Below are 21,920 nucleotides of genomic sequence, written 5' to 3' on the forward strand. Positions count from 1 at the left end.
CGAATAATTATACACTTTTTATGCCAGAGTACAACTGAATTAAATTGCTGACAGAAGAAAATCATTCCATGTGCAGCCTGCGTTTATCCATAATTCCACCAAATTTTCACTGCTTAAGCCAGCGAAACTTTACTTCTCTATGCATTTGTATACAAAATAGCCTGCAACCCCTTTTTGGGGCCACAGGCTATTTGCACTATTTGACTACTATATTGCATAATTTCACTACAAGAAAATAAAGTTTTTTTCAAAAATATGACCCTGCTGAAGATCAGGTTCGACTTATGCCGTCACAACTTGACCAGAATCAGCCTGTTCGACTTCTTTTTTCGGACGTCTGCCATTCCAGAGGAAGTAAGCAAGCGTCAGCAGAATGGATACCCCTGCATAGATGCTAAGAATACCTGCCTGATGCCACATCACATCCAGATTACCACTCGATACAACGGCTTTGAAGCCCATAATGCTGTGTGTCATTGGCAACCAAGGGCTAAATGCTTGAAGCCATGATGGTATCAGTTCTACCGGGAAGGTTCCTGCACTAGCCGCAAGCTGGAAGACCAGAAGCAGAATGACAACATAACGTCCAGGCAGATCCAGCCAGGTTACAAGTGCCTGAACAATCAACATGAAGGTCAGCCCCGTAATAATGGTAAACAGGTAGAACAACCCTACGCTGTGCGTCTCCAGTCCAAGACCATATAACATGAAACTTGCCACAATAACCGATTGGAAAATGCTCACGGAGCCAAATACCAGTGTCCGGCTGACAAAACGATTCCAGCCTGTTGCACCAGGTACGGACGTTTCCCGCATTTTCAATACAATCGTGGAAATCAACGATCCCACAAACAGACCGATCGACAGGAAGAACGGTGTCAATCCTGTACCATAATTGCTTACGTTCTCTGCTGTGTTCTCCGAGGAGTTTACAGGTTCAGCGAACATGTTCACCACATCATCCGTTTTCTTAACTTCGGATGTTTTCTGAGCGGCATCATTCAGCTTGGTTGCCAGTTCACTTGAGCCATCTTTTAGCTCGGTAAGACCGTCAGCCAGTTTGCCCGCGCCATCACCCAGTTGCTTGGAACCATCGGTTAGTGAATTAACGCCACCACTTAGTTTACCTACACCCGTTTGCAAAGCTGTTGTCCCTGAGCCCAGCTGCTTGGCACCATCTGCAAGCAATGTACCGCCACTTGCAGCATCACCCAATTTGCCACTGAACTGCTTCAGACCATCGGAGAGCTGTGCTCCTCCTTGCTTAAGCTGCCCGGCACCAGCCAGCAATTGCTGCTGACCATCCACCAGTTGGTTCGCACCAGCAAGAAGTTGCTCCTGACCTCCATGAAGCTCGGCTGCACCCGCAGCCAGCTGCTGGTTACCCTGATGCAGTTGATCTGCACCCTGTGCAAGTTTCTGCTCGCTTTCATGCAGTTGTGCACTGCCGTCAGCGACAGCCTCACTTGCCGCAAGCAGTTTCTGTACATCCGCATTTTCGGCCAGTTCGGGGTTTGATGCAGCAAGCTGTTTCAATCCGGCGGCTACACCCTGTGCTCCATCAGCCACCTTGGAACTGCCATCTACAGCCGATTGCAGGCCTGTTGCCAGTGTACCGCTGCCCTGAACGGCACTTTGCAGACCATCGGACAGCTTCGCACTGCCCTGTTCTGACGATTTCAGGCCAGCCTGCAACTTACTTGTGCCATCCAGTGAAGACTGGAGTCCGGTTTCCAACTTCGCACTGCCATCCTTCAACTGATCTGCTCCGCTCTGAAGCTGGCTCGAAGCAGCTGCCTGAAGTTGTTGCAGACCCGATACAAGATTCGATGTTCCACTTTCAAGCTTGGTTGCCCCTGTATGCAGCGCGTTAACACCATCACTTAATGGAGAAAGTCCTTCCTGAAGTTCAAGCGTTCCGGATGCAAGCTTCGCCAGGTTATCCTTGAGCTTAACCGCACCATCATCCAGTTTGCCTGCACCCGTATTCAGTTCACCAGCCCCGTCGCCTGCCTCAGCCAAGCCATCCGATACTTCGGAGAACTTGTCGAGCAATGTCTCTGCATAGGATTCCGTTACTTTGGCTGAAACTTTTGCTTTCAGGTCCTTAATAGCGGTCTTACCGATCTGCGCACCGACAAAGCTGTAATTGCCATTCGGTTCATAGATCAAATCAGCCGGCTCCGGCTTGTCATCGAGCAATGTTGTTGCTTGGGATGAGAAGTTCTCCGGAATCGTAATTTGCATATAATATTTGTCATTACTCATGCCTTCTTTGGCTTGACTGGCACTGACAAAATCCCATTTGAAATCGGCATTTTTCTTCAGCTCATCCACCAGATCACTACCTACATGGAGGGATTTGCCCTCCAGCTCAGCGCCTTTGTCCAGATTGACAACGGCAACCGGCATCTCATCCACATGACCATACGGGTCCCAATAGGCCGCCAGATAGATGCCACTATACAGGATCGGTATAAACATAATTGCAATAACAGGGATCAACACCTTCGGGTTTCTCACGGCCGATCCCACATCCTTGAAAAACACGGATAAAGATTTCATGTCATTTTCTCCCCTTAATCTCTCTGCTCCATGAGCAGGAATAACCATAATGAAATACAATGTCGCATTCCAGAAAACATACTGAAACACGAAGTGACCACTTTCCTCAAACGGTCACTTTAGGACAAAAAAACAACCTGTCTTCCGACAAGCCTCCCTGCTTGATACGTGAAAATCCATATATTATAGTAGATTAAATTCGGATTACGTTATAGCAGCAATTCCTTCCATTAAGAAAAGGCGAAAGTAAGTCTTGATTTCCTCTTTGCTCAGCGGTTGATGTTGTTTGCTCCAGTCTGAGGTGAGTGCAATGTACAGGCGAATCATCATAAATGCGACAACTTGTGGATCACAATCTCGAATCTCTCCATTGTCTTTTGCTTTCTCAAGCTCCTTAGCCAGAAAGTCGGAGATTACTTTCTCCACCTTGTCCAAACCTTCCTTGGCCTGCAGCGTTCCAAAGTCCTTCAGCTCCTGAGATAACTTAACGAGCAGGTCGTGATCACGACGAAACTCTAACAAGGCATCCAGTACCCGAAACAGATTATCGAAAAATGCACTTTCCAGATGTACTTCACGATGCGCGATGTTTTTCATTTCCTGAATCACTTCTACCAGGATCTGATCAAACAACTGTTCCTTATTGGTGAAAAACGTATAGATCGTTCCTTTGCCAACGTTCGCAATCTTGGCGACCTGATCCATCGTCGTTGCTTTGTATCCAAACATGGCAAACGACTGGGCTGCTGCATGAATAACCTGCTGTCTCCTGTCAATCGGAGCCATCGTATCCCTCCTTTAATCACATTCATTGTTCAATCGCTCTACATAAATGACCAAAAATACAATTCAGTCATTCGGTCAAAAACTACAATACCACCTTCGAAAACAGATTGCAACCCTAACATTTTAAAAATTGTGTTAATATTTTTTAACCTAAATGCAGTGGAAACTCCTTCTGTCGTCGTCTATAGTGTAAGATGACTCAGATAATACGTGTATATAATGAAGTTTAAGTTGTCTCATTGTAAGATATATGGTGTAAATATTTATAGAAGAAACATGATTTTGTGCTTCAATGTATATTCTTGTAGTAACGCATTCCATAGCTAGAATAAACAATGAATATCTTCATTTTGAATTAAAACTTATGAATAAAGGTGAACTCATGCGAAAACCAAGAGTGCTCTTATTATCGGAAGGTTTCGGTACCGGTCACACTCAGGCCGCTCATGCGCTGGCACATGGCATCAAAAAAGTCAGTCCACATGTTCACAGTCGTGTCATTGAACTAGGCAAATTTTTGAACCCAACGGTAGCTCCACTAATTTTCTCTGCATATCGAAAGACACTATCGGTTCAACCCAAACTGGTCAGCCTGTTGTACCGCACACAGTACAATAAATCATTAAATGGTTTTACCAAGCTGGCGTTGCACCGAATTTTCTATACACAGACGGCACAGGTCGTATCCCAACTGAAACCCGATGCGGTGATCTGTACCCATCCTTTTCCGAATGCTGTTATCTCCCGGCTCAAACGCCAGGGTCTGAATATCCCGCTCTATACGGTTGTGACGGATTATGACGTGCACGGAACATGGATTAATCCGGAAGTGAACAAATATCTGGTCTCTACCCCTCAGGTCAAAGCATTGCTTGAGATTCGGGGTGTCGATCCCTCCCATATTCAGATCACGGGAATCCCTGTGCATCCAGACTTCTGGGAAGCAGGAGATAAGGTGAAGCTACGGGAAGAGATGGGGCTTCAGAACATGCCTACGGCGCTGCTTATGGGTGGTGGATGGGGACTTTCGTTTGATGAGGACCATATGAAAGCTCTCACGTCATGGGCAGATCGTGTTCAATTGGTCTTTTGTCTAGGAAGCAATGAAAAAATGATTGCAAAAATGAAGGAAATGCCTTGCTTCCAGCATCCGAATATTCGTATTCTGGGATACACACGGGAAGTAAGCAAACTGATGGATGTATCCGATGTACTGATTACGAAGCCAGGTGGCATGACATGCACCGAAGCGCTGGCCAAGGGTCTACCTATGTTGTTCATTCCTCCGATTGCAGGTCAAGAGGAAGAGAACTGTGAATACTTTGTACAAGCCGGATATGGCCAGGTCATTCACTCTGCCGACGTGATTACCAATCGTTTCAGACAACTAGTTGAGCAGGCATCTACTCAAACTGAAAGCCCGCTGAACGTAGCGCATATTTCAGGTAACCATTCGGTCTATGATCCGAAGTGCTGTGCTCAAGCTGTTCATGACTTATTGTTCCCGACTACAGCCGAAGTCACAACAACCTCCGTGGAGCGCTTCACAGCCGGAATTGCTACCACGTCCTTGTCAGGTACCAGAATACCATTCTGATGCCTCTGGGGGCCTATAGAACAGCTCTCACGAGGTGTTATAGGGGACAAGACAATTGCTCACGATATACAAAGAAGGTTCCCTTCCAAATTTTTGGAAGGGAACCTTCTTTTATTTTCACTAATTCCACCGTATGATTTGGTAGAAAAAAGGGTAATTTAGAGTATAACGATATTTTAAATAACGAAATAAAACTACGATTCAGGCTTTTTCTAGGGCCGTGTGATGCACACACAGTTAACTACCCTGCCTGTTTGCAGAATTTACGGGTCGATTACTTGTAAAAAGTATGATGACCGATCGTTTTTACTTTTTTCTGCGAGCGAGCAACTGTCAGATCGTCGGCAAGCGTCAATGATAAGAAATAATACGTATCATCGGCAACTTCCTTCTTCCCGTTCAACGCAGCATTCACTGCTTTGATGCTGTCCTCGTTGGGAACCACACGTTTCATACGTCCGTTCGCTACAGGACTAAACTGGGATTTCTGATAGATGACCTTGTAAATGGTATCGGGAAAATTGGCTGACCGCAGCCGGTTTAAGACAACATTGGCAACTGCCACTTTGCCTTCGTACGGTTCACCTTCCGCTTCTGCCATGACGATTTTTTGCAGCAGATGCAGTTCTTTATCGGACACACTGTATGACCAGGTTGCAAGTTTCGAGTCTTCCTGGTTCAGAAGTTTGGTCCGTGTAAAGTATAGTTTTTGGGGGGGAGTTGTTACAGCAGCGACTTCTTTGGCACGTTTCACTTTGGCCAATTTCAGTGCAGCTTCTTTTTTGGCTTTGGCCGCAGCTACCGCTCTAGCTTTGTTCTTGGCCTTGGCTTCTTGCAGTTCCTGCTCTTCTTGAGCAGTCGTAAGCCAGTTCTTCGCTGGCAGAGATTCAGTCCACGCTACGGTTTGGGCAGACAGATTAGAAGACAGACTTGTCCCATCTTCCATCATGCGCCTCTCTTCTTGCGTAGATGTTTGGTTATTTTGCACAGAAGCCGCAAGTTCGGTCATCTGTTTACTTTCACTAGCTTCATTCCACTTCCCCGTCGCCTGAACGACATTTACCCCCACTATACATACAAGCAGCACTGATAACATCGGTGCTACCCAACGATTTTTGCTTATAATGTTCATTCGAAGATTCCTCCTGTCGAAACAATTCCCTTAACTAAGTAACCCAAAAAAAAGAATTTGAATAACGTTGGCTAATATTACATAGGGATAAACGTTATGTCAATGTGATTTTATGGCATAAAAATGATTATCAGGAAAAAGTGAACGTATCCACGACCTCATACATTGGCGATTGCCCCAGCCTTGTCACATAAAGTACAATGTCCTCCACCATCCATGAATTAGCACCTGTGGAATGTTCCGGAAGCACTCCAGATACCCCTTTATTTTCATTACCTGGAAGCTGTCCCAGATATTTTCTGGCAATGGTAATGTGCGGAGCATAAGGTCTTAATTCAGCTTCATACCCAAGGGGCGAAGTCGCCTGCACGATTTGTTTTTGCAATGAAAACAAGCGTTCTAACTCTCCGCTAACACCTTTCCAAAGCACCTTAGGTGCTTCTTCAAGTCCAAATGTGCCCCAGTCGGAAAGCTGAAGTTCAAACGGCTGAAATCCGCTTGCTGCTGAGCGCAATGCTTTTCGCAGGTGCCCGATGTCACTAACTAACGTATCCCCCAGAAATTGCAAGGTTATATGATAATCTCTATGATCTGTCCATTTACGAAAATCTAGCTTGTTCTGAACAAGCCTCGCATCCATCTGAAGAGACTGCTGAACAGCAACAGGAAGACGAATTGCTACAAACAATCTTTCCCGTCGGGATGAATGATCCTGATGTGATTGGTTATTCATTGCATACACCTCTCTAAAGTTCGCTCTATTATTTCATAACTATACATATCGTTTCAAGTTGGGTAAGTATAGAGTGACACAAATATAACCATTTGCAAATAAGGCTAGATTCCTGCATTTCCCACCTTAATGCACATCCAACACCAAATCTGATACACTTTAATTATCAAACTCATCAAACTATTTATCTCAGGAGGACCACACATTATGGGTAAAATTGTATGTTTTCCATCTCTATCCGAAGAACAGCAACAACGCATTCAGAATGCTGCACCGGGATACACCCTGAAATTCGGAAAAGCCAAGGAATTGGACCCCGCTGAGTTGAAAGAAGCTGAGATTATTCTCGGCTGGTCCCCACTTGTCACAGAACATGCATTGAAACAGGAAAGCCTGTTGAAGTGGGTTCAGGTCTGGTCTGCTGGCGTGGACAATCTCCCCTTCGCAGATTTGCAACAAAAGAACGTTCAGGTCACCAGTGCAAATGGAGTTCACGCGATTCCAATCACCGAAATTATTCTGGGCATGATGTTGTCCCACAGCCGCTGGCTGAGACAAGCTATGCTGCATCAACAGCAGGCCGAATGGAAAGCTCCTGCCAAACCACTGCCAGAACTGCATGGCAAAACAGCGGTCATCGTTGGTGTAGGTGAGATAGGTACGGAAACAGCCCGTATTCTCAAAGCACTCGGCATGCGCACGATCGGAGTTCGCCGCTCAGGTAAGGATGTCCCCAATGTGGACCAAATGTACGACATGACCGGTTTACATGAAGCCTTGAGCCAGGGCGATTATGTAATTAACATTTTACCGCTAACCGATGAAACCAAACATATATATGATCAAACTGCATTTGAGCAGTTCCGATCTGGTTCATGCTTCGTCAATGTGGGCCGTGGCCCCAGTGTGAAAACGGAAGCGTTGCTGAATGCACTCCAAAACGGCCAAGTTGCCTTCGCCGCACTGGACGTGTTCGAAGAAGAACCTCTTCCCGCAGACCACCCGCTATGGGGCATGGATAACGTGTTAATTACGCCCCATATCGCAGGAAGTACAGAGCAATACGCGGATCGAGCAGTCGATATTTTCGTCAAAAATCTGGAAGCTTACGTCGCTGGCGATACCCTGCCGTTGAACCTTGTGGATTATAGTCATAAATATTAACACAAACACCCGTTCCCATGCAATATTGTGCAAATCAGATCAACGATATCAATTGAACTAAAGAATACTTACACTTACAACTTCGATGACAGAACAACCTTCCGATCACTGTTATTCCCAGATTTTTTTAATTCACTTTTATAAAGGTGAAAATCTGTGAATAAAGGCGAACGCTCCGCTTCTTCAGGTTATTTCTGTCCTCTACGTTCTAGTGTAAACGGTTAGTTCAAAGGATATGTAAGCAATAAAAAAATCTACCTCTGGAAATTTCCCTAGAGGTAGATTTTTTTGTTTTTTACGCTTACATACACAGCCAAATATGACGTATAAACGTGCCTTTGTGTACTGTTCGGTACTCTTTTACCGTCCATCCCGCTTCCAACAAGTGCTCTTCTACCCACTCTGTGGAAACAATCACCGCCCGTTTTGCCAATCTGCGCAAACTCCCCAGCATGGCTCGTTGCTCAGCATCCGGAAGTACAGAGCAGAGGTTATAGGGCATGTCCAGAATTGCTGCATCATACAAATCTTGCAGTTCATTCATATCCCCCAGTGTGATTCGATCTGAATCATATCCATAATGCGGCAAATTGATTCGCGCACCTCGGACAGCCAGCGGATTGAGATCGTTACCTTTTGCATCAATTCCCATGGATAAAGCCTCAATCACAACCGTTCCCATACCACAGCATGGATCAAGCAAGCGATGACTTTCTACTCTCGGAACGGCAATATTAACCAGCGCTCTGGCGAGCATGATGCCAAATCCAGTTGAGTAATTTTGCGGCTTCTGCCGGTGAATCTGCCATGATCGATCCACTTCTGTCCACTGGCCCAAGATCCATTTTTCTCCTGTTCGGATTAGGCCGAAAGTCACCTTAGGTTGTTTCATCTGTGCCTTGCCCTTAATGCACATGCCGATTTCTTTTTCCAGTTGACGAGACTGTGCATAATCAGGGGGTTGATCCCCTTCTTTCAGACAAATCACCTTAAATGTCTCTTCTGGCAACAGCTGGATCTCTTTGGCAAGAGGAAGCAGATCAGTCACGCTGCCCCCTTCGCCGATCACGTCCAGTCTGCCATGGATAAAAGGACTGCGTCCAGGTGAAATACATCGTTCGGACCACACATACGACCCCATATCCATACGGATCTCCGAACTCGGTTCAAGCAGCGTATTCAGCTCCAGCATGCATAATTCTTGCTCGTTCTCGTGGCAAGCAAAGGTGTAGAGGTGTTTCCCAGAAGTAGCGTAAATACCAAGTGTTTCATCAGGCAAAATCCCCCTCTCCTTCCTTCATTAATCATGTTTCTTCTATATAAATAGTAAGCTCATTGAAGACATATCAAATACGACTCATACGTTTGCTTTCAGGTAGTCATTGTATACAATGTTAAGCTCCTAGACAACTATCTATTTCCTTGCACGTATCTATTTGGAAAGAAAAAAAATAAGGTGTTCCCATTGTTTAGGAACGCCTTACTTTATTTTGAGATTATAACATTGGAAACCTAATCATTCTTGCCAGCAAACGTTATAGGCCAACAGCTCATATATCATACTGATTTCTCACCAATTGCCGCCTGCGTGATTCCAGCTTCTTCTATTATAAGAAGAAGGTTATATTTTTAATTTTTCAATGGATGTAAGCAAATCTTCCGATAATTCTTTCAGACTTTGAATGCTGCCGCTAATCGTCTCCATGGAACTTACCTGTTCTTCCGCCGATGCAGAAACTTCTTCCACACTCGCTGCCGATTGTTCCGAAACAGCGGAAATCTGCTGACTGAAATCATTCATTCTTCCGCTTGCTTCCTGCATGCCTGCCAGTCCATCTGTCATAGTACTGATGACACCAACCATGCCTTCCACCGATTCATTAATTGTACGGAAGAGTTGACCTGAAGTAAGCACATGTTCCTGACCCAGTTCGGTCTCCTGAACGTTCGTACGTAATTCCGCAACCACCCCTTGTGACTCCTGCTGAATATCCTCGGTAATCGCCGTGATCTCTTCAACCGAAGTCTGCACAGCCTCAGATAACTTCCGCACTTCTGATGCCACTACGGCGAATCCGCGTCCACTCTCTCCCGCACGTGCTGCCTCAATGGAGGCATTCAATGCCAGCAGATTGGTTTGGCGTGCAATGTCATGAATGACCTGAACCAGCTTGGAAATATCTTCATTTTTACGATTCAACCGTTCCATTTTGTTCATGGAAGCCGAGACCGAACCGGAAATCTGTTGCATCTGCTGCACGGACTGTTCCATCGCCTTGCGACCATTCAACCCTTGCTCCAGTACAAGATCCGACATGACGCGCAGTTGGCTGCCTTGTTCCGTATGATTTTGAATGTGATCATTCAACACTTCAACCGTACGGGCTGATTCCACGGCTGTCTCTGCCTGGCTCTCCGCGGCCTTGGCTGACTCTTCCATGGTCACAGCAATCTGGCGACTACCAATCTTAACCTCTTCTGAGGATATTGCCAGTTCCCCACTTTGCAGATTGACAGCTTCCGCAATTCGTCTGACGCTCAGAACCATGGAAGTCAGGTTACCTTTCATGTCATTCACCGCTTTGGCCAGAACACCAACTTCATCCTCATGTTTGGTATGTATGTCCTGAACATTCAATTGGCCTTCTGCAATCAGTTTCACCGCACTAATGACACGTAGCAGTGGTTTCACGACCTGTGAACGAATAATCGGAATGCTGATCGCTGTAATGGCAATCATCACAAGAACACCGATAATGATGATTAATCTACCATCCTGTACCGATCTGATCGTTTGGGCCGCCGCAAGATTGGATTGTTCCTGATTGTATTCCACAAGATAATCGAGATCGACTTGCATGGTGTCAAAGGAATCAGCACCTTTATCAGCTACTTCCTTCGCCAGCTGTGTCTGACCCTCATCACTCAGCTTGATCGATTGCGTATTAATCTTGAGATACGCTTCCCATTTGTTCTTGAACGCGGCCCAGTGTTCGAGCTCATCCGCAGACTTCTCCTGCTGATCATAGATTTTAATCGCCTGCGTCGTTTCACGAATATACTTGGTACGCTCTTCTGACAAGAATGCCTTGTCTGTTTCTTCCGCGTCAAAGTGACGATAACTTAGTGACAGGACATGCTCTGTGGTATAATTTAAACGGTTAATTTGCTGGATTGATGGCATCCAATTGTTCGTAATTTCATTAGTGTTGGTTTCAATTGAATTCATCCGGGTGACAATCGTGACACTCAAAATAATTAAACAGAGGATTAACAAGTAGAACGCGATGCTGATACGCAGACCGATACTCTTGATCTTGAATCTGCTGAACATATGATTTCCCCCTTGACCTCTTCGGTCATCCCGAATTCAGGTGCTTATGTCATTGTTTTCCCTTCTTTTGACCTCTTGTCAAAAGAACTTCTCTATATTATATCGATAGGAAAATAGACGTAAAGTATTATAACATTATTTTGTCATTAAGATGCTTGATTTTGTAAAAGATTGTTGAATCTTGACAAAGTCCAAACCGAAGAGCTGCAGCATACGGTAAAGTCCCGATCTGCAGCTCTTCGGTTTGTTCGGATTTCAACGGCTACCGTCATAAAGCGATCAGCCTAGTTCAGTATTGCTGTCACATGCTCAGCCAGCAATCGATATGAATCCAATCTGCGTTCATAATCTGGTCCTGCCGTAACCAGAAGCAACCTTTCCGTATCCAGCCTGCGACTCACCTGTTGCAATCGCGCCCATACCTGCTCAGGTGTACCTGCATAGTGCCGTACCGATTCATTTTGATCACTAACGGCCTCATCATTCGGATTAGAGACCGCGATACCACTTGAATTCGGCTCGGTTGAACGTTCTTTTCCATCCAGTTTGCGTCTCTCCGCCATGTTAAGACTCCAGCCCAAAGCATCCGTCTCTGACTCGGCACACAATACGCTGACTGCCACCATTACCTCAGGCTCCTTCATCGTTGCACTAGGAATAAATCCTTCTCGGTATCGCCTTACAGCCTCTGTACCATCGGCATCACTCATGAATTGACCAAAGACATATCCCATGCCAAACCGTGCCGCAAATTCTGCACTCTTCACGTTAGTTCCCAGCATCCAGAGTGATAACGGAAGCTTGGGAATCGGACGAGCTGTCACGGGATGATCCTCGTACATGTAGCGGTCTTCGAGCAGTTCTGTGAGTGCCGCGAGCGATTCAGGCAGCTTGGACACATGCTGCAAGTAATTGCCACTGAGTGCCATCGTGGCATGAGGTCCACCGCCAGGAGCACGTCCGAGCCCAAGCTCAATGCGCCCTGGATAGAGCGCAGCCAGCAGGCGGAACGACTCCGCAACCTTGAGTGGGCTATAATGCGGCAACAAGACCGCACCAGAGCCAAGTTGGATCGTTGTTGTCCTTGCTCCGATGTGCGATAACAGTACTTCGGGAGAGGCCGATGCCAGTTCAGCCATATCATGATGCTCTGATGTCCAGTATCGGGCGTATCCCCAAGCCTCGGCATGTTGCGCAAGTGTCACCGATTGTTGAAGTGCCTGTTCCGCTGTGGCATCGTTTAACCTTGGCACAAGGTCAAGTACGCCCAGACTGAACGTCTCACTCATTCGCTTAGCCACGCGTCTCATCTCCCTTTATATCGGTTAGTTTTAATCCAGATCGTAGATGGAACCCACCTTCAGACCGTATAGTTCATTATATATTTTCTCGGCAAATGCATCCGTCATTCCTGCGATGTAATCGATCACCATGTGTTCCCAAGTCCAGATCGGCTGGGCTTTGGCTTGATCCTTCTCATACCGCTGCAGCCAGTCGGATGGAATAATGGATTTGGACGTTTCCGGATCGAGGAATGCATCCCATAATCGCTTAATCATCCACTCACTGCGCTTCTGTAGCCGCTGTACACGTAGATCACGAATCATGGTCACCCAGGCAAAACTCTTGAGCACACTCACCGTACGCAGCATATCAAGGTCTTCAGCCCCTTCACGGACAAAAGTTACCTTCTTCCAGTCGCCGTCGTCAATAACGCCCAGGCTGCCTACAAAAAAGCTCACCCAATAGGCTTTCACTTCACGACGGGTACGCGAGTAATCATGCTCGCAGAACGGCATCTTCTCATTCCAGATGCGCAGGAACGAAGCGAGGACCTCTTCTACCTTTTGTCCAATCGCTTCTCGGGTCCATCCGTTCCAGAACAGATCCTCCAGCGTTGTAATTTTATCCACAATCAGTCGATTCACATGCGGATCTTGCAGGAAATGCTCATGTACTTCAATTTTGCCTGCTTTGATGCCATCCTCCAGGTCATGTGAGGAGTACGCAATATCGTCGCAAAGGTCCATCAACTGTGCTTCCAGCGTCTTCTTGCCTGCCGGCACGTTCCAGCGATCACGGATCTCCCGAATATATTGCCACTCATGATGATACATGCCTTTTTTGCTCTCTGTCCCAGGGTACGGATATTTGTTGATTCCTAGTAATACCGCATCAGACAGGTTCAGTCCGTCGATATCTTCACGTTTCTCCAAGTGCATAATGAGACGGAAGTTGTGCGCATTGCCTTCAAAATGCTCGTATTTCCGTTTTAACTCAGCACGTACTTCAGACTCGACCTTGGGAACTTTGGCGCTGCGGCTTTTTTTCATGATTTTCTTAGCCTCGGTGTTGATGAGGTCATCCAGAATACCATCTAATACTTCCTCACCTTTATGTCCAAACGGCGGGTGACCAAAATCATGTGCGATTGCAGCGCACTCCACCACTTCTGAATCAATAATAAGGCCGGGGTTATCCGCGCGGTCCCAGTCTACCTCAGGAAAACGGCGAATCAGACTTCGGGCAGCCTCTCGTGCAATCTGTGCCACCTCCAGGGAATGGGTCAAGCGAGTACGATAATAATCACCCGTCCCTGCGCCAAACACCTGCGATTTGCCCTGTAACCGACGGAAGGTCGGTGAATGAATGAGTCTCGAATAGTCCCGTTCATACGCTGCACGAGATCCATCCAATTTGGTTAATTCAGGATATTGTCTATGTTCTCTCAGATCGTTCCATTGCATGGGGATCACTCCTAGCCGACTGTCTCTATTTTGAGTGATTATACACAACATCTGTGGTTTCGAAAAGTAAAACCTGTCTGCGATTGTCATCTCTTCTTACATCAACTTGTAATGAACAGTCATCTTCTCTTATTATACCCTGCCAGACTATCATCCGTGCATCTAAATAACAATGATTCATATTGAACTCATTATTCACATATGCTCGCCCCCATAGCAGAACAACCATAAGTACTCACTGTGCCACCAGATGGCCGTTCCGGTTACGGATCGCTCTTATGATCGCTGTTGTCTCCAGGTTTTCTGAATTCCCTTTACTAGGGAAAAACCCGGAGACAAAGGCGAACGCTTCGCTTCTTCAGAATCTATTCCGTCCCCTTCACTACTTTTGCTGTCCTTTAAATACAATAATGGTATTCATCATTCAGCTCGCTAAAATCAAGTGAAAATCAAGTTCAATTTAGAAAATATCATCATTTGATTCAATGATAGTCTGTCTCCCCCGCGCCCTACCCGTTGTGGGTAAAAACAAAAAAACCGACAGGACTGAAACGCCCTGTCGGGGTGGAGATGGTGGGTGTAACGGTATTACACCATCACCTTACAGATATCGTTGGTGAACTCTACTGGATCTTGAATTGGCAATCCTTCGATTAACAATGCTTGGTGGTACAGGAGGCTAGTGTAGAGGTTCAGCTTTTCCTGATCCTGTGCGAAAGCGTCTTTCAACGATTTGAAGACATCGTGATTCACGTTGATTTCTAGCACTTTGTCGGCTTGTACGTTTTCGCTGTTCGGCATAGCTTTCAAGATTTTCTCCATTTCAATCGTCAGCTCACCTTCGGTGGACAAACATACCGGGTGGCTTCTGAGACGTTTGGAAGCTTTAACCGCTTTGACTTTACCCGCTAATTGAGCTTGCATCGCTTCAAACAACTCTTTGTTGTCGTTGTCCTGTGCGTTCGTTTCTTCTTTGTCTGCGCTATCTTCGATGCCCAGGTCACCACTGGAGATGGATTTGAATTCTTTCTCCTTGTAGTTCGTGATCATCTTGATTGCGAACTCGTCGATGTCATCGGTAAAGTACAATACTTCGTACCCTTTCTCAAGAACACCCTCGATCTGCGGCAGCTTCTCAATACGGCTAATGGACTCACCAGATGCATAGTAGATGTACTTCTGATCTTCCGGCATTCTGGAGACGTATTCGTCCAGGCTCACGAGTTTGCTCTCTTTGGAAGACGTGAACAACAGCAGATCCTGCAATGTATCCTTATTCACACCATAGTCGCTGTATACACCATATTTCAATTGACGACCAAACGCTTGGTAGAACTTCTCGTAGTTCTCACGCTCGTCCTTCAGCAGGCTTTGCAGTTGACTCTTGATTTTGTTCTTAATGTTCTTCGCGATCAGGCTAAGCTGACGGTCATGTTGCAACATCTCACGAGAGATGTTTAGGGAAAGATCTTCGGAATCCACCATACCTTTAACAAATCCAAAGTAATCTGGCAACAGATCCCCGCATTTATCCATGATCAATACACCGTTGGAGTAGAGTTCAAGGCCTTTTTCATACTCTTTGGTGTAGTAGTCAAACGGCGTGTTCTCCGGGATAAACAGGATTGCATTGTATACCACTGCGCCATCTGCGCTGATGTGCAAGTGTTTGAGCGGTTTGTCAAAACCGTAGCGTTTTTCCATATAGAAGTTATTGTAGTCTTCTTCGGTCAACTCGCTTTTATTTTTACGCCAGATCGGCACCATGCTGTTCACGGTTTGTTCTTCTTGGTATTCCTCGAACTCGTTCTCCGTGCCCTCTTTCGGACGTTGACCCGTTACATCCATCTTGATCGGGTAGCGAATGAAGTCGGAGTATTTCTTGATGATGGATCTCAGGCGGTACTCTTCCAAAAATTCGTCATACGAATCTTCTTCGGTATTTTCTTTGATCGTCAGGACGATCTCTGTACCTACGGAATCTTTTTCAGCTGGTGTGATTGTGTAACCATCCGCGCCTTCGGACTCCCATTTCCAAGCCTCGTCGCTGCCCAGCGTTTTACTCGTTACGGTCAGCTTGTCCGCCACCATGAATGCCGAGTAGAAACCAACCCCGAATTGTCCAATGATGTTGTGGCCGTCTTTAGCCTCATTTTCCTTCTTGAACGCCAGGGAACCACTCTTCGCGATAACCCCCAGATTATTCTCTAGCTCTTCCTGCGTCATACCAATACCGGTATCTGTCAGTGTGAGCGTGCGGTTTTCTTTGTCAATCGTAAGCTTGATGAAGTAGTCCTCTTTGTTGAAAACGAGCGCATCGTCCGTAAGTGCTCTGTAATAAATTTTATCAATGGCGTCACTGGAGTTGGAGATCAATTCTCTCAAAAAGATTTCTCTTTGGGTGTAAATGGAGTTGATCATCATATCCAGCAAACGTTTGGATTCTGCCTGGAATTCTTTTTTAGCCATGAATGGTTGGACTCCTTTCAAATTGGATATCGAATGATTTGATTAAAATAGAAAGTAAATCCTTGAGTTTTCCATGCAAAACATACGGGTGCCAGAAAATCATTCGAAGCTTAAACGCTTGATCATCATATCCAATAGATTGGCTAATCTTCAAAATGTATGACGTTCTGCAATGTAGCCGTTCCGGTTACGAATCGTTTTTCGGATCGCTGTTATCCCCGTATTTCTTTGATTCCCTTTTTAAAAGGGAGAAATCCGGCGATAAAGGCGAACGCTCTGCTTCCTACAAATCGATTTCGTCCCCTGCACTACTTTTGCATTTGATCAGGAACTTATTTAAGGATTAGAGCCTTCTATTAAAATGGATTCTGTTGATTAAGCAAACATTTCGCTTCTTCCGGTTCTGTTGCATACCTTGGCTTCGCATGTCCTACTCAGGTTCAATATCTATTTTCGAAAACAGAATCATTCCATATGTAGTCGTGTAGTAAAAACATCATCTGTTAGCACTCTAATGATCGGAGTGCTAAACCCTTCCTTTTATATAACATATGGGAAAATTGGGTGTCAATACGTAGGCGGTTATTTTAACTAAAAGATCAAATAACTCTTTAACTTTTGCACATTACCAATTATTTTAACGTAATCCCGCGGGTAAAACAAAAGCCGCCTCGAACCAAAGTTCGAACCGGCATGGGGAAAGATTGTGATGTGTCTGTGCTTTAGTAGATAGCGTTAAAACATATCCATCTAATGTACCTTGGAGTATCCTCGGCCTTACTGTGTTGAGACTGATGTATTAGCATGTTCGCATGTTGGTATTGTGGTTGCTTGAATGTCTTGAGCAGCATGACAGTCATGCGCTAACGAATCTCAGAGGCGTTATTTAGCCTTTTTGGGATGACTTCATAAACTAAGAATCGTAATCACGCTATTTCTCGACTTTAGCCAACCTTTTGAGACTTTCCGCAGGTTTTCGCAAAATAGCGCGTGTGAGGTTCGTTAGAATGGGGAATTGAGTGGAAATCGTAAAATAAGGTCTCCCGAGTTCGTTAGAGTTGAAGCAAATGTTGGCGTTACAGCTTCAGATAGGATTGTGATAATAATTAGTGCTTACGGTTAGTGTTAACGTTAGCTTTGGCACGCATGCTGCGTTACAGAAGAAGTTAGGCTTGCAGAGCTAGAGTTTCAAATCAAAGTTGCAGTTTGAGTTCGAGCTTGGGTTACAAGTTACGGTTACGGTTACGGTTACGGTTACGGTTACGGTTACGGTTACGGTTACGGTTACGGTTACGGTTACGGTTACGGTTACGGTTACGGTTACGGTTACGGTTTGAGTTTGAGTTTGAGTTTGAGTTTGAGTTTGAGTTTGAGTTTGAGTTTTGATAATTCTACTTTTTCGCCATTTTAGGATCAAGGGTGTCACGCAGGCCATCGCCCATTAGGTTGAAGCCGAGAACGGTCAACATAATGGAAACGCCGGGGAAGATCAGTGTCCACGGTGCTTTTTGTATAAACTGACGGGAGTCTGACAGCATTTTACCCCATTCGGGATCGGGTGGTTGTGCGCCCATGCCTAGAAATCCGAGCGCAGCAGCTTCGATGATCGCAGTCCCAATTCCAAGTGTACCCTGCACAATCAGCGGAGTAAGGCTGTTGGGCAAGATGTGGCGAAACAAGATTCGCCCATTGCCCGCTCCAAGTGTCCGTGCCGACGTAATGAATTCCTCCTGTCTCAAGCTGAGTACCCGTGAACGCACCAATCTTCCGTAGGTCGGGATGTTCACGATGGCGATGGCGAGCAGTGCATTTTGCAACGACGGGCCCAATATCGCCACAATGGCGATGGCTAGCAAAATCCCCGGAAAGGCGAGCAAGATATCAAATAGACGCGAGATAAGCATGTCCGCCCATTTTCCATAAAATCCGGCAATCAGACCAAGCAGCGTACCCGCAATAATGGAACCAATGACGGAGAAAAAGCCCACCCACAAGGAAATACGCGCCCCATGCAGCACTCTGGAAAACACGTCACGCCCCAGATCATCAGTACCAAACCAATGCTCTGCCGAAGGGGCCTGAAGCCGATCCACCAGCACCTGTTCCTTGTAATCGTAAGGTGCGATGTATGGCGCGAGGAAGGCCAACAGGATAAAAAATACGATAATAATCAGACCTGCAAGCGCAAGCCGATTTCTCCGAAACGTTCTCCACGCTTCCCGCCATGGACCGGATGTGCTCGCCGACGCAGCGTCAATGGATGGTCCGGTATTGGTCGATAATTTGGCCATGCGGTGTCTCCTTTCTTGGATATGAATATAACAAAAGATCAGCGCGTTCTATTACACTCAAGCACTACGATTGGCAGTATCATCTTCTGATTGCTGTTATCCCCCAGATTATATTGATCCACCTATTTAAAGGTGAAAATCCGGTGATACATGCACAGCCTATGCTTCCGATGTAGCTTTCTTTTAGAAAGCTTTTAGCTTCGATTCTGCAGATTGGTTCTTGATGGAGTTCCTATTTATAACTAATACGAGGATCAAACACGGCGTAGAGCAAGTCCACAATCAGGTTGATTACCACGAAAAAGAACGCCACGATCAGAATGCCACTCTGGATCACCGGATAGTCCCGCGAACTAATTGCTTCATATATATAACGTCCCACGCCCGGCCAGGCAAAGATCGTTTCGGTCAACACCGCACCCCCGAGCAATGACCCAGTCTGGATGCCGATAACCGTGAGGACGGGAATAAACGCATTTTTGAGCGCATGTCCATATACGACAAAAAACGGACCCAGTCCCTTCGCCTTTGCTGTACGAATGTAATCGGAACTCATCACTTCCAGCATGCTGGAACGGGTCATCCGGGCAATAACAGCCATTGGAATCGTTCCCAGTGCAACACTTGGCAGAATCAAATGTTTCGTTACGGTCCACAACTGATTCCATTGTCCAGCAATCATCGTATCCAGCACATACAAGCCCGTAATGGCTTCCACCGGATCACGTGCATTCATGCGCCCAATGGACGGCAGCCACTGCAACTTGTTCGCAAACAGCCATTGTTCCATCAGACCGAGCCAGAAGATCGGCATGGATACACCCACCAAAGCAATGACCATACAGCAATAATCAAACCAGGAGTTGTGCTTCCATGCACTGACAATACCGGCATTCACCCCAATAATGACAGCAAACAACATACTTGCCATCGTTAATTCAAGGGTTGCTGTCAGATAAGGCACAATTTCCTGGGCAATAGGCACCTTGGTTCGGATGGATGTTCCAAGGTCGCCTTTGAGCAAATCGCCCAAGTAGGCGAAATATTGCTGGAACCAGGGTTTATCCAGACCGAGCTGGTCACGGAGGGCCTGCTTGGATTGTTCGGTTGCCTTTTGCCCAAGTATGGTCTCGGCCGGGTCACCCGGGATGGCGTGGATGATGGAAAAGACAATCAGAGTCATGCCCAGCAGTACGGGCAGCAACACAAGCACACGTTTGACAATATAGCTGTTCAATCCTGTTCACCTGCCTTCGACATATCGTGCAAAAATAAAAAGCGCCGGCAGACACGTATGCTTTGGATAGTTACGTCCGGATGTGGGTTCTGCCAAGCATTGCGTCTCACCAGCGCTTTGAGAGAAAGAATTAAAACGTAACTACTCCGAACTGTAGTGCCATCTTCAGATCGCAGTTATCCTGAAATGGATAAGTTCAGCTTACAGCTTACTCAAAATAAGCACCGGCATAGGATTCGGTGCCCAGTGGAGAAGGGACGAAACCTTTCAGGTTGGCTTTACCCGCCAGAATTGGCGTCGTGTGTACCAGAGGAATCCATGGTGCGTCTTCCTTGATCATCGCCTGCGCTTGTTTGTACAGTTCAGCACGCTTGTCCTGATCGGTTTCTTTCTGTGCACCCGTCAGCAATGTGTGTAATTCTTCGTTTACATAATAACTGCGGTTATTGCTTGGAATGGCATCTTTATCCAGCAGTGTATACAGGAAGTTATCTGGGTCACCATTGTCACCTGTCCAGCCGAGCATGTAAATGTCGTCCTTCTCCCCGGCCTTTGTATCTTCGAGATACGTTGCCCACTCCGGTGATTCGATGGTGACGGTCACTCCGATTTTCTCAAAATCAGCCTGGATTGCTTCCGCAACCTTCTTGCCATCAGGCATATACGGACGGGATACCGGCATCGCATAGAAGGTTACCGGATCAGGCAATCCGTCAGGGAAGCCAGCTTCGGCGAGTAGAGCTTTTGCTTTTTCCAGATCATATGGGTAATCCTCAATGGTATCGTTGTATCCCCACAGCGTTGGAGGCATCGGGTTCACAGCAGGCTCTGCTTGTCCAGCAAAAAACGCATCAATGAGGGCCTGTTTGTTCACCGCATGGTTGAGGGCTTGTCTGACTTTGACATTATCAAATGGTTTCTTCTTGAAGTTAAAGCCGATGTACGCCACGTTGAACGGTGGACGCTCGATCTTCTGTAACTCGCTGTTGCCCTCAAGAATGGACAGATCGTCCGGGTTCAGGTCTTCCATGACATCAATCTCGCCGTTTTGCAGGGCATTGAAGCGAGCTGTATTATCCGGAATGGAACGAACGATTACTTTGTTCAGCTTTGGGAGTCCTTCTTTCCAATAGTCCGCGTTTTTCTCCAGGGTGATGGAGTCGTTACGCTTCCACTCTTTGAATACAAATGGGCCGGTGCCCACAGGCTCGCTCTTGAAGTTTTCTTTCTTCTCCTGAATCGCGGTTGGGCTGGCAATGCCAAATGGCGTCATCGCAATATTTTGCAGGAAAGGCGCTTGTGGCTGGTTCAAAGTGAACTCCACCGTAGTCTCGTCCGTCGCCTTCACTTCCTTGATCACACGTCCGTCCTCTGGACCAAACATGGAGTCGTAATAATCGAAGGAATCTCCCTCGAATTTATATTCACTCGCCGGATCGCCCCAGCGGTTGAAGTTGAACACAACAGCCTCTGCGTTGAAGTCAGTTCCATCATGGAATTTCACACCGGACTTCAGCTTAAACACATACTTGAGCCCATCCGCCGAAATCTCCCAGCTCTCTGCTAGTCCAGGAATGACCTCTGTTCCGCCTTCCTTGTAGTCCAGCAATGAATCAAACACCTGATGCCCAATCTTCAGCGACTCCCCATCGGTTACAATCGCCGGGTCGAGTGCTACGGAATCCCCACCACGCCCCATAATCATCGTATCCTGCGCTACCGTTTCGGTTGGAGGGTCGGTTCCTTCTGCCGGAGCAGGCGTAGTCTCTCCACTCTCGTTACTGGAGCAACCAGACAACACCAATACGGTACTTAAGGCCATCGTTAGAACACCGGACATCCATTTTTTTCTCATTCGCATACGT

At 46.4% G+C, this 21,920-nt stretch carries 15 protein-coding genes; 3 read left to right on the top strand and 12 right to left on the bottom strand.

Features of this window, described 5'->3' with window-relative positions; translation table 11 throughout:
• Nucleotides 1-282: 282 nt before the first annotated feature.
• Both QF041_RS14025 and QF041_RS14030 read right to left on the bottom strand, forming a co-directional pair.
• Nucleotides 283-2,565, bottom strand: a complete 2,283-nt coding sequence (locus QF041_RS14025; protein ID WP_307414610.1) for a YhgE/Pip domain-containing protein — start codon at nt 2,563-2,565, stop codon at nt 283-285.
• A gap of 204 nt (nt 2,566-2,769) precedes the next feature.
• Nucleotides 2,770-3,351, bottom strand: coding sequence for a TetR/AcrR family transcriptional regulator (locus QF041_RS14030; protein WP_307414611.1), 582 nt, complete (start codon nt 3,349-3,351; stop codon nt 2,770-2,772).
• Nucleotides 3,352-3,733: 382 nt separating this feature from the next.
• Here QF041_RS14030 and QF041_RS14035 point away from each other — a divergent pair, with 382 nt between their 5' ends.
• Nucleotides 3,734-4,948, top strand: coding sequence for an MGDG synthase family glycosyltransferase (locus QF041_RS14035; RefSeq protein ID WP_307414612.1), 1,215 nt, complete (start codon nt 3,734-3,736; stop codon nt 4,946-4,948).
• Between the two features lie 274 nt (nt 4,949-5,222).
• Here QF041_RS14035 and QF041_RS14040 read toward each other — a convergent pair whose 3' ends face one another.
• On the bottom strand, nt 5,223-6,080 hold the full coding sequence (locus QF041_RS14040; RefSeq protein ID WP_307414613.1) for a cell wall hydrolase: 858 nt from the start codon (nt 6,078-6,080) through the stop codon (nt 5,223-5,225).
• 130 nt (nt 6,081-6,210) lie between these two features.
• Entirely contained in the window at nt 6,211-6,813 is a 603-nt protein-coding gene (gene thpR / locus QF041_RS14045) for an RNA 2',3'-cyclic phosphodiesterase (protein ID WP_307414614.1), read from the bottom strand.
• A gap of 207 nt (nt 6,814-7,020) precedes the next feature.
• On the opposite strand from thpR, the gene QF041_RS14050 reads away from it, so the two are divergent.
• Nucleotides 7,021-7,977, top strand: coding sequence for a D-2-hydroxyacid dehydrogenase (locus QF041_RS14050; protein WP_307414615.1), 957 nt, complete (start codon nt 7,021-7,023; stop codon nt 7,975-7,977).
• A 301-nt stretch (nt 7,978-8,278) separates the two neighbouring features.
• On the opposite strand, the gene QF041_RS14055 is transcribed toward QF041_RS14050, so the two are convergent.
• From QF041_RS14055 to htpG, 5 genes are all read right to left on the bottom strand, one after another.
• Nucleotides 8,279-9,256 (bottom strand): TRM11 family SAM-dependent methyltransferase, encoded by a 978-nt coding sequence (locus tag QF041_RS14055; protein WP_307414616.1) that lies wholly within the window; start codon nt 9,254-9,256, stop codon nt 8,279-8,281.
• Between the two features lie 342 nt (nt 9,257-9,598).
• The gene (locus QF041_RS14060; protein ID WP_307414617.1) at nt 9,599-11,311 is read right to left on the bottom strand and encodes a methyl-accepting chemotaxis protein; all 1,713 of its coding nucleotides are present in this window, start codon (nt 11,309-11,311) and stop codon (nt 9,599-9,601) included.
• A 284-nt stretch (nt 11,312-11,595) separates the two neighbouring features.
• Nucleotides 11,596-12,621, bottom strand: coding sequence for an MsnO8 family LLM class oxidoreductase (locus QF041_RS14065; RefSeq protein ID WP_373461340.1), 1,026 nt, complete (start codon nt 12,619-12,621; stop codon nt 11,596-11,598).
• Nucleotides 12,622-12,642: 21 nt separating this feature from the next.
• Complete coding sequence (locus QF041_RS14070) at nt 12,643-14,058, bottom strand: deoxyguanosinetriphosphate triphosphohydrolase family protein (RefSeq protein ID WP_076209597.1); 1,416 nt, start codon at nt 14,056-14,058, stop codon at nt 12,643-12,645.
• A 588-nt stretch (nt 14,059-14,646) separates the two neighbouring features.
• Nucleotides 14,647-16,527, bottom strand: coding sequence for a molecular chaperone HtpG (htpG, locus tag QF041_RS14075; RefSeq protein ID WP_307414618.1), 1,881 nt, complete (start codon nt 16,525-16,527; stop codon nt 14,647-14,649).
• A 1,199-nt stretch (nt 16,528-17,726) separates the two neighbouring features.
• Between htpG and QF041_RS14080 the strand changes: the two genes are divergently transcribed.
• On the top strand, nt 17,727-17,864 hold the full coding sequence (locus QF041_RS14080) for a hypothetical protein (RefSeq protein ID WP_307414619.1): 138 nt from the start codon (nt 17,727-17,729) through the stop codon (nt 17,862-17,864).
• Nucleotides 17,865-17,918: 54 nt separating this feature from the next.
• Here the strand turns inward: QF041_RS14080 and nikC are convergent, their stop codons facing one another.
• From nikC to QF041_RS14095, 3 genes are all read right to left on the bottom strand, one after another.
• On the bottom strand, nt 17,919-18,818 hold the full coding sequence (gene nikC / locus QF041_RS14085; protein ID WP_074093899.1) for a nickel transporter permease: 900 nt from the start codon (nt 18,816-18,818) through the stop codon (nt 17,919-17,921).
• A gap of 232 nt (nt 18,819-19,050) precedes the next feature.
• Nucleotides 19,051-20,055: an ABC transporter permease gene (locus tag QF041_RS14090; protein ID WP_017690144.1), complete on the bottom strand. Its 1,005-nt coding sequence runs from the start codon at nt 20,053-20,055 to the stop codon at nt 19,051-19,053.
• Nucleotides 20,056-20,263: 208 nt separating this feature from the next.
• Complete coding sequence (locus tag QF041_RS14095) at nt 20,264-21,910, bottom strand: ABC transporter substrate-binding protein (protein WP_307416964.1); 1,647 nt, start codon at nt 21,908-21,910, stop codon at nt 20,264-20,266.
• Nucleotides 21,911-21,920: the final 10 nt, after the last annotated feature.

The sequence above is a fragment of the Paenibacillus sp. W2I17 genome (assembly GCF_030815985.1).
Taxonomy (GTDB): Bacteria; Bacillota; Bacilli; order Paenibacillales; family Paenibacillaceae; genus Paenibacillus.

What these genes read in the sequence shown, in the direction of transcription:
- QF041_RS14025 (WP_307414610.1), bottom strand. Translation starts at nt 2,565, where the DNA reads ATGAAATCTTTATCCGTGTTTTTCAAGGATGTGGGATCGGCCGTGAGA.
- QF041_RS14030 (WP_307414611.1), bottom strand. Translation starts at nt 3,351, where the DNA reads ATGGCTCCGATTGACAGGAGACAGCAGGTTATTCATGCAGCAGCCCAG.
- QF041_RS14035 (WP_307414612.1), top strand. Translation starts at nt 3,734, where the DNA reads ATGCGAAAACCAAGAGTGCTCTTATTATCGGAAGGTTTCGGTACCGGT.
- QF041_RS14040 (WP_307414613.1), bottom strand. Translation starts at nt 6,080, where the DNA reads ATGAACATTATAAGCAAAAATCGTTGGGTAGCACCGATGTTATCAGTG.
- thpR (WP_307414614.1), bottom strand. Translation starts at nt 6,813, where the DNA reads ATGAATAACCAATCACATCAGGATCATTCATCCCGACGGGAAAGATTG.
- QF041_RS14050 (WP_307414615.1), top strand. Translation starts at nt 7,021, where the DNA reads ATGGGTAAAATTGTATGTTTTCCATCTCTATCCGAAGAACAGCAACAA.
- QF041_RS14060 (WP_307414617.1), bottom strand. Translation starts at nt 11,311, where the DNA reads ATGTTCAGCAGATTCAAGATCAAGAGTATCGGTCTGCGTATCAGCATC.
- QF041_RS14065 (WP_373461340.1), bottom strand. Translation starts at nt 12,621, where the DNA reads ATGAGACGCGTGGCTAAGCGAATGAGTGAGACGTTCAGTCTGGGCGTA.
- QF041_RS14070 (WP_076209597.1), bottom strand. Translation starts at nt 14,058, where the DNA reads ATGCAATGGAACGATCTGAGAGAACATAGACAATATCCTGAATTAACC.
- htpG (WP_307414618.1), bottom strand. Translation starts at nt 16,527, where the DNA reads ATGGCTAAAAAAGAATTCCAGGCAGAATCCAAACGTTTGCTGGATATG.
- nikC (WP_074093899.1), bottom strand. Translation starts at nt 18,818, where the DNA reads ATGGCCAAATTATCGACCAATACCGGACCATCCATTGACGCTGCGTCG.
- QF041_RS14095 (WP_307416964.1), bottom strand. Translation starts at nt 21,910, where the DNA reads ATGAGAAAAAAATGGATGTCCGGTGTTCTAACGATGGCCTTAAGTACC.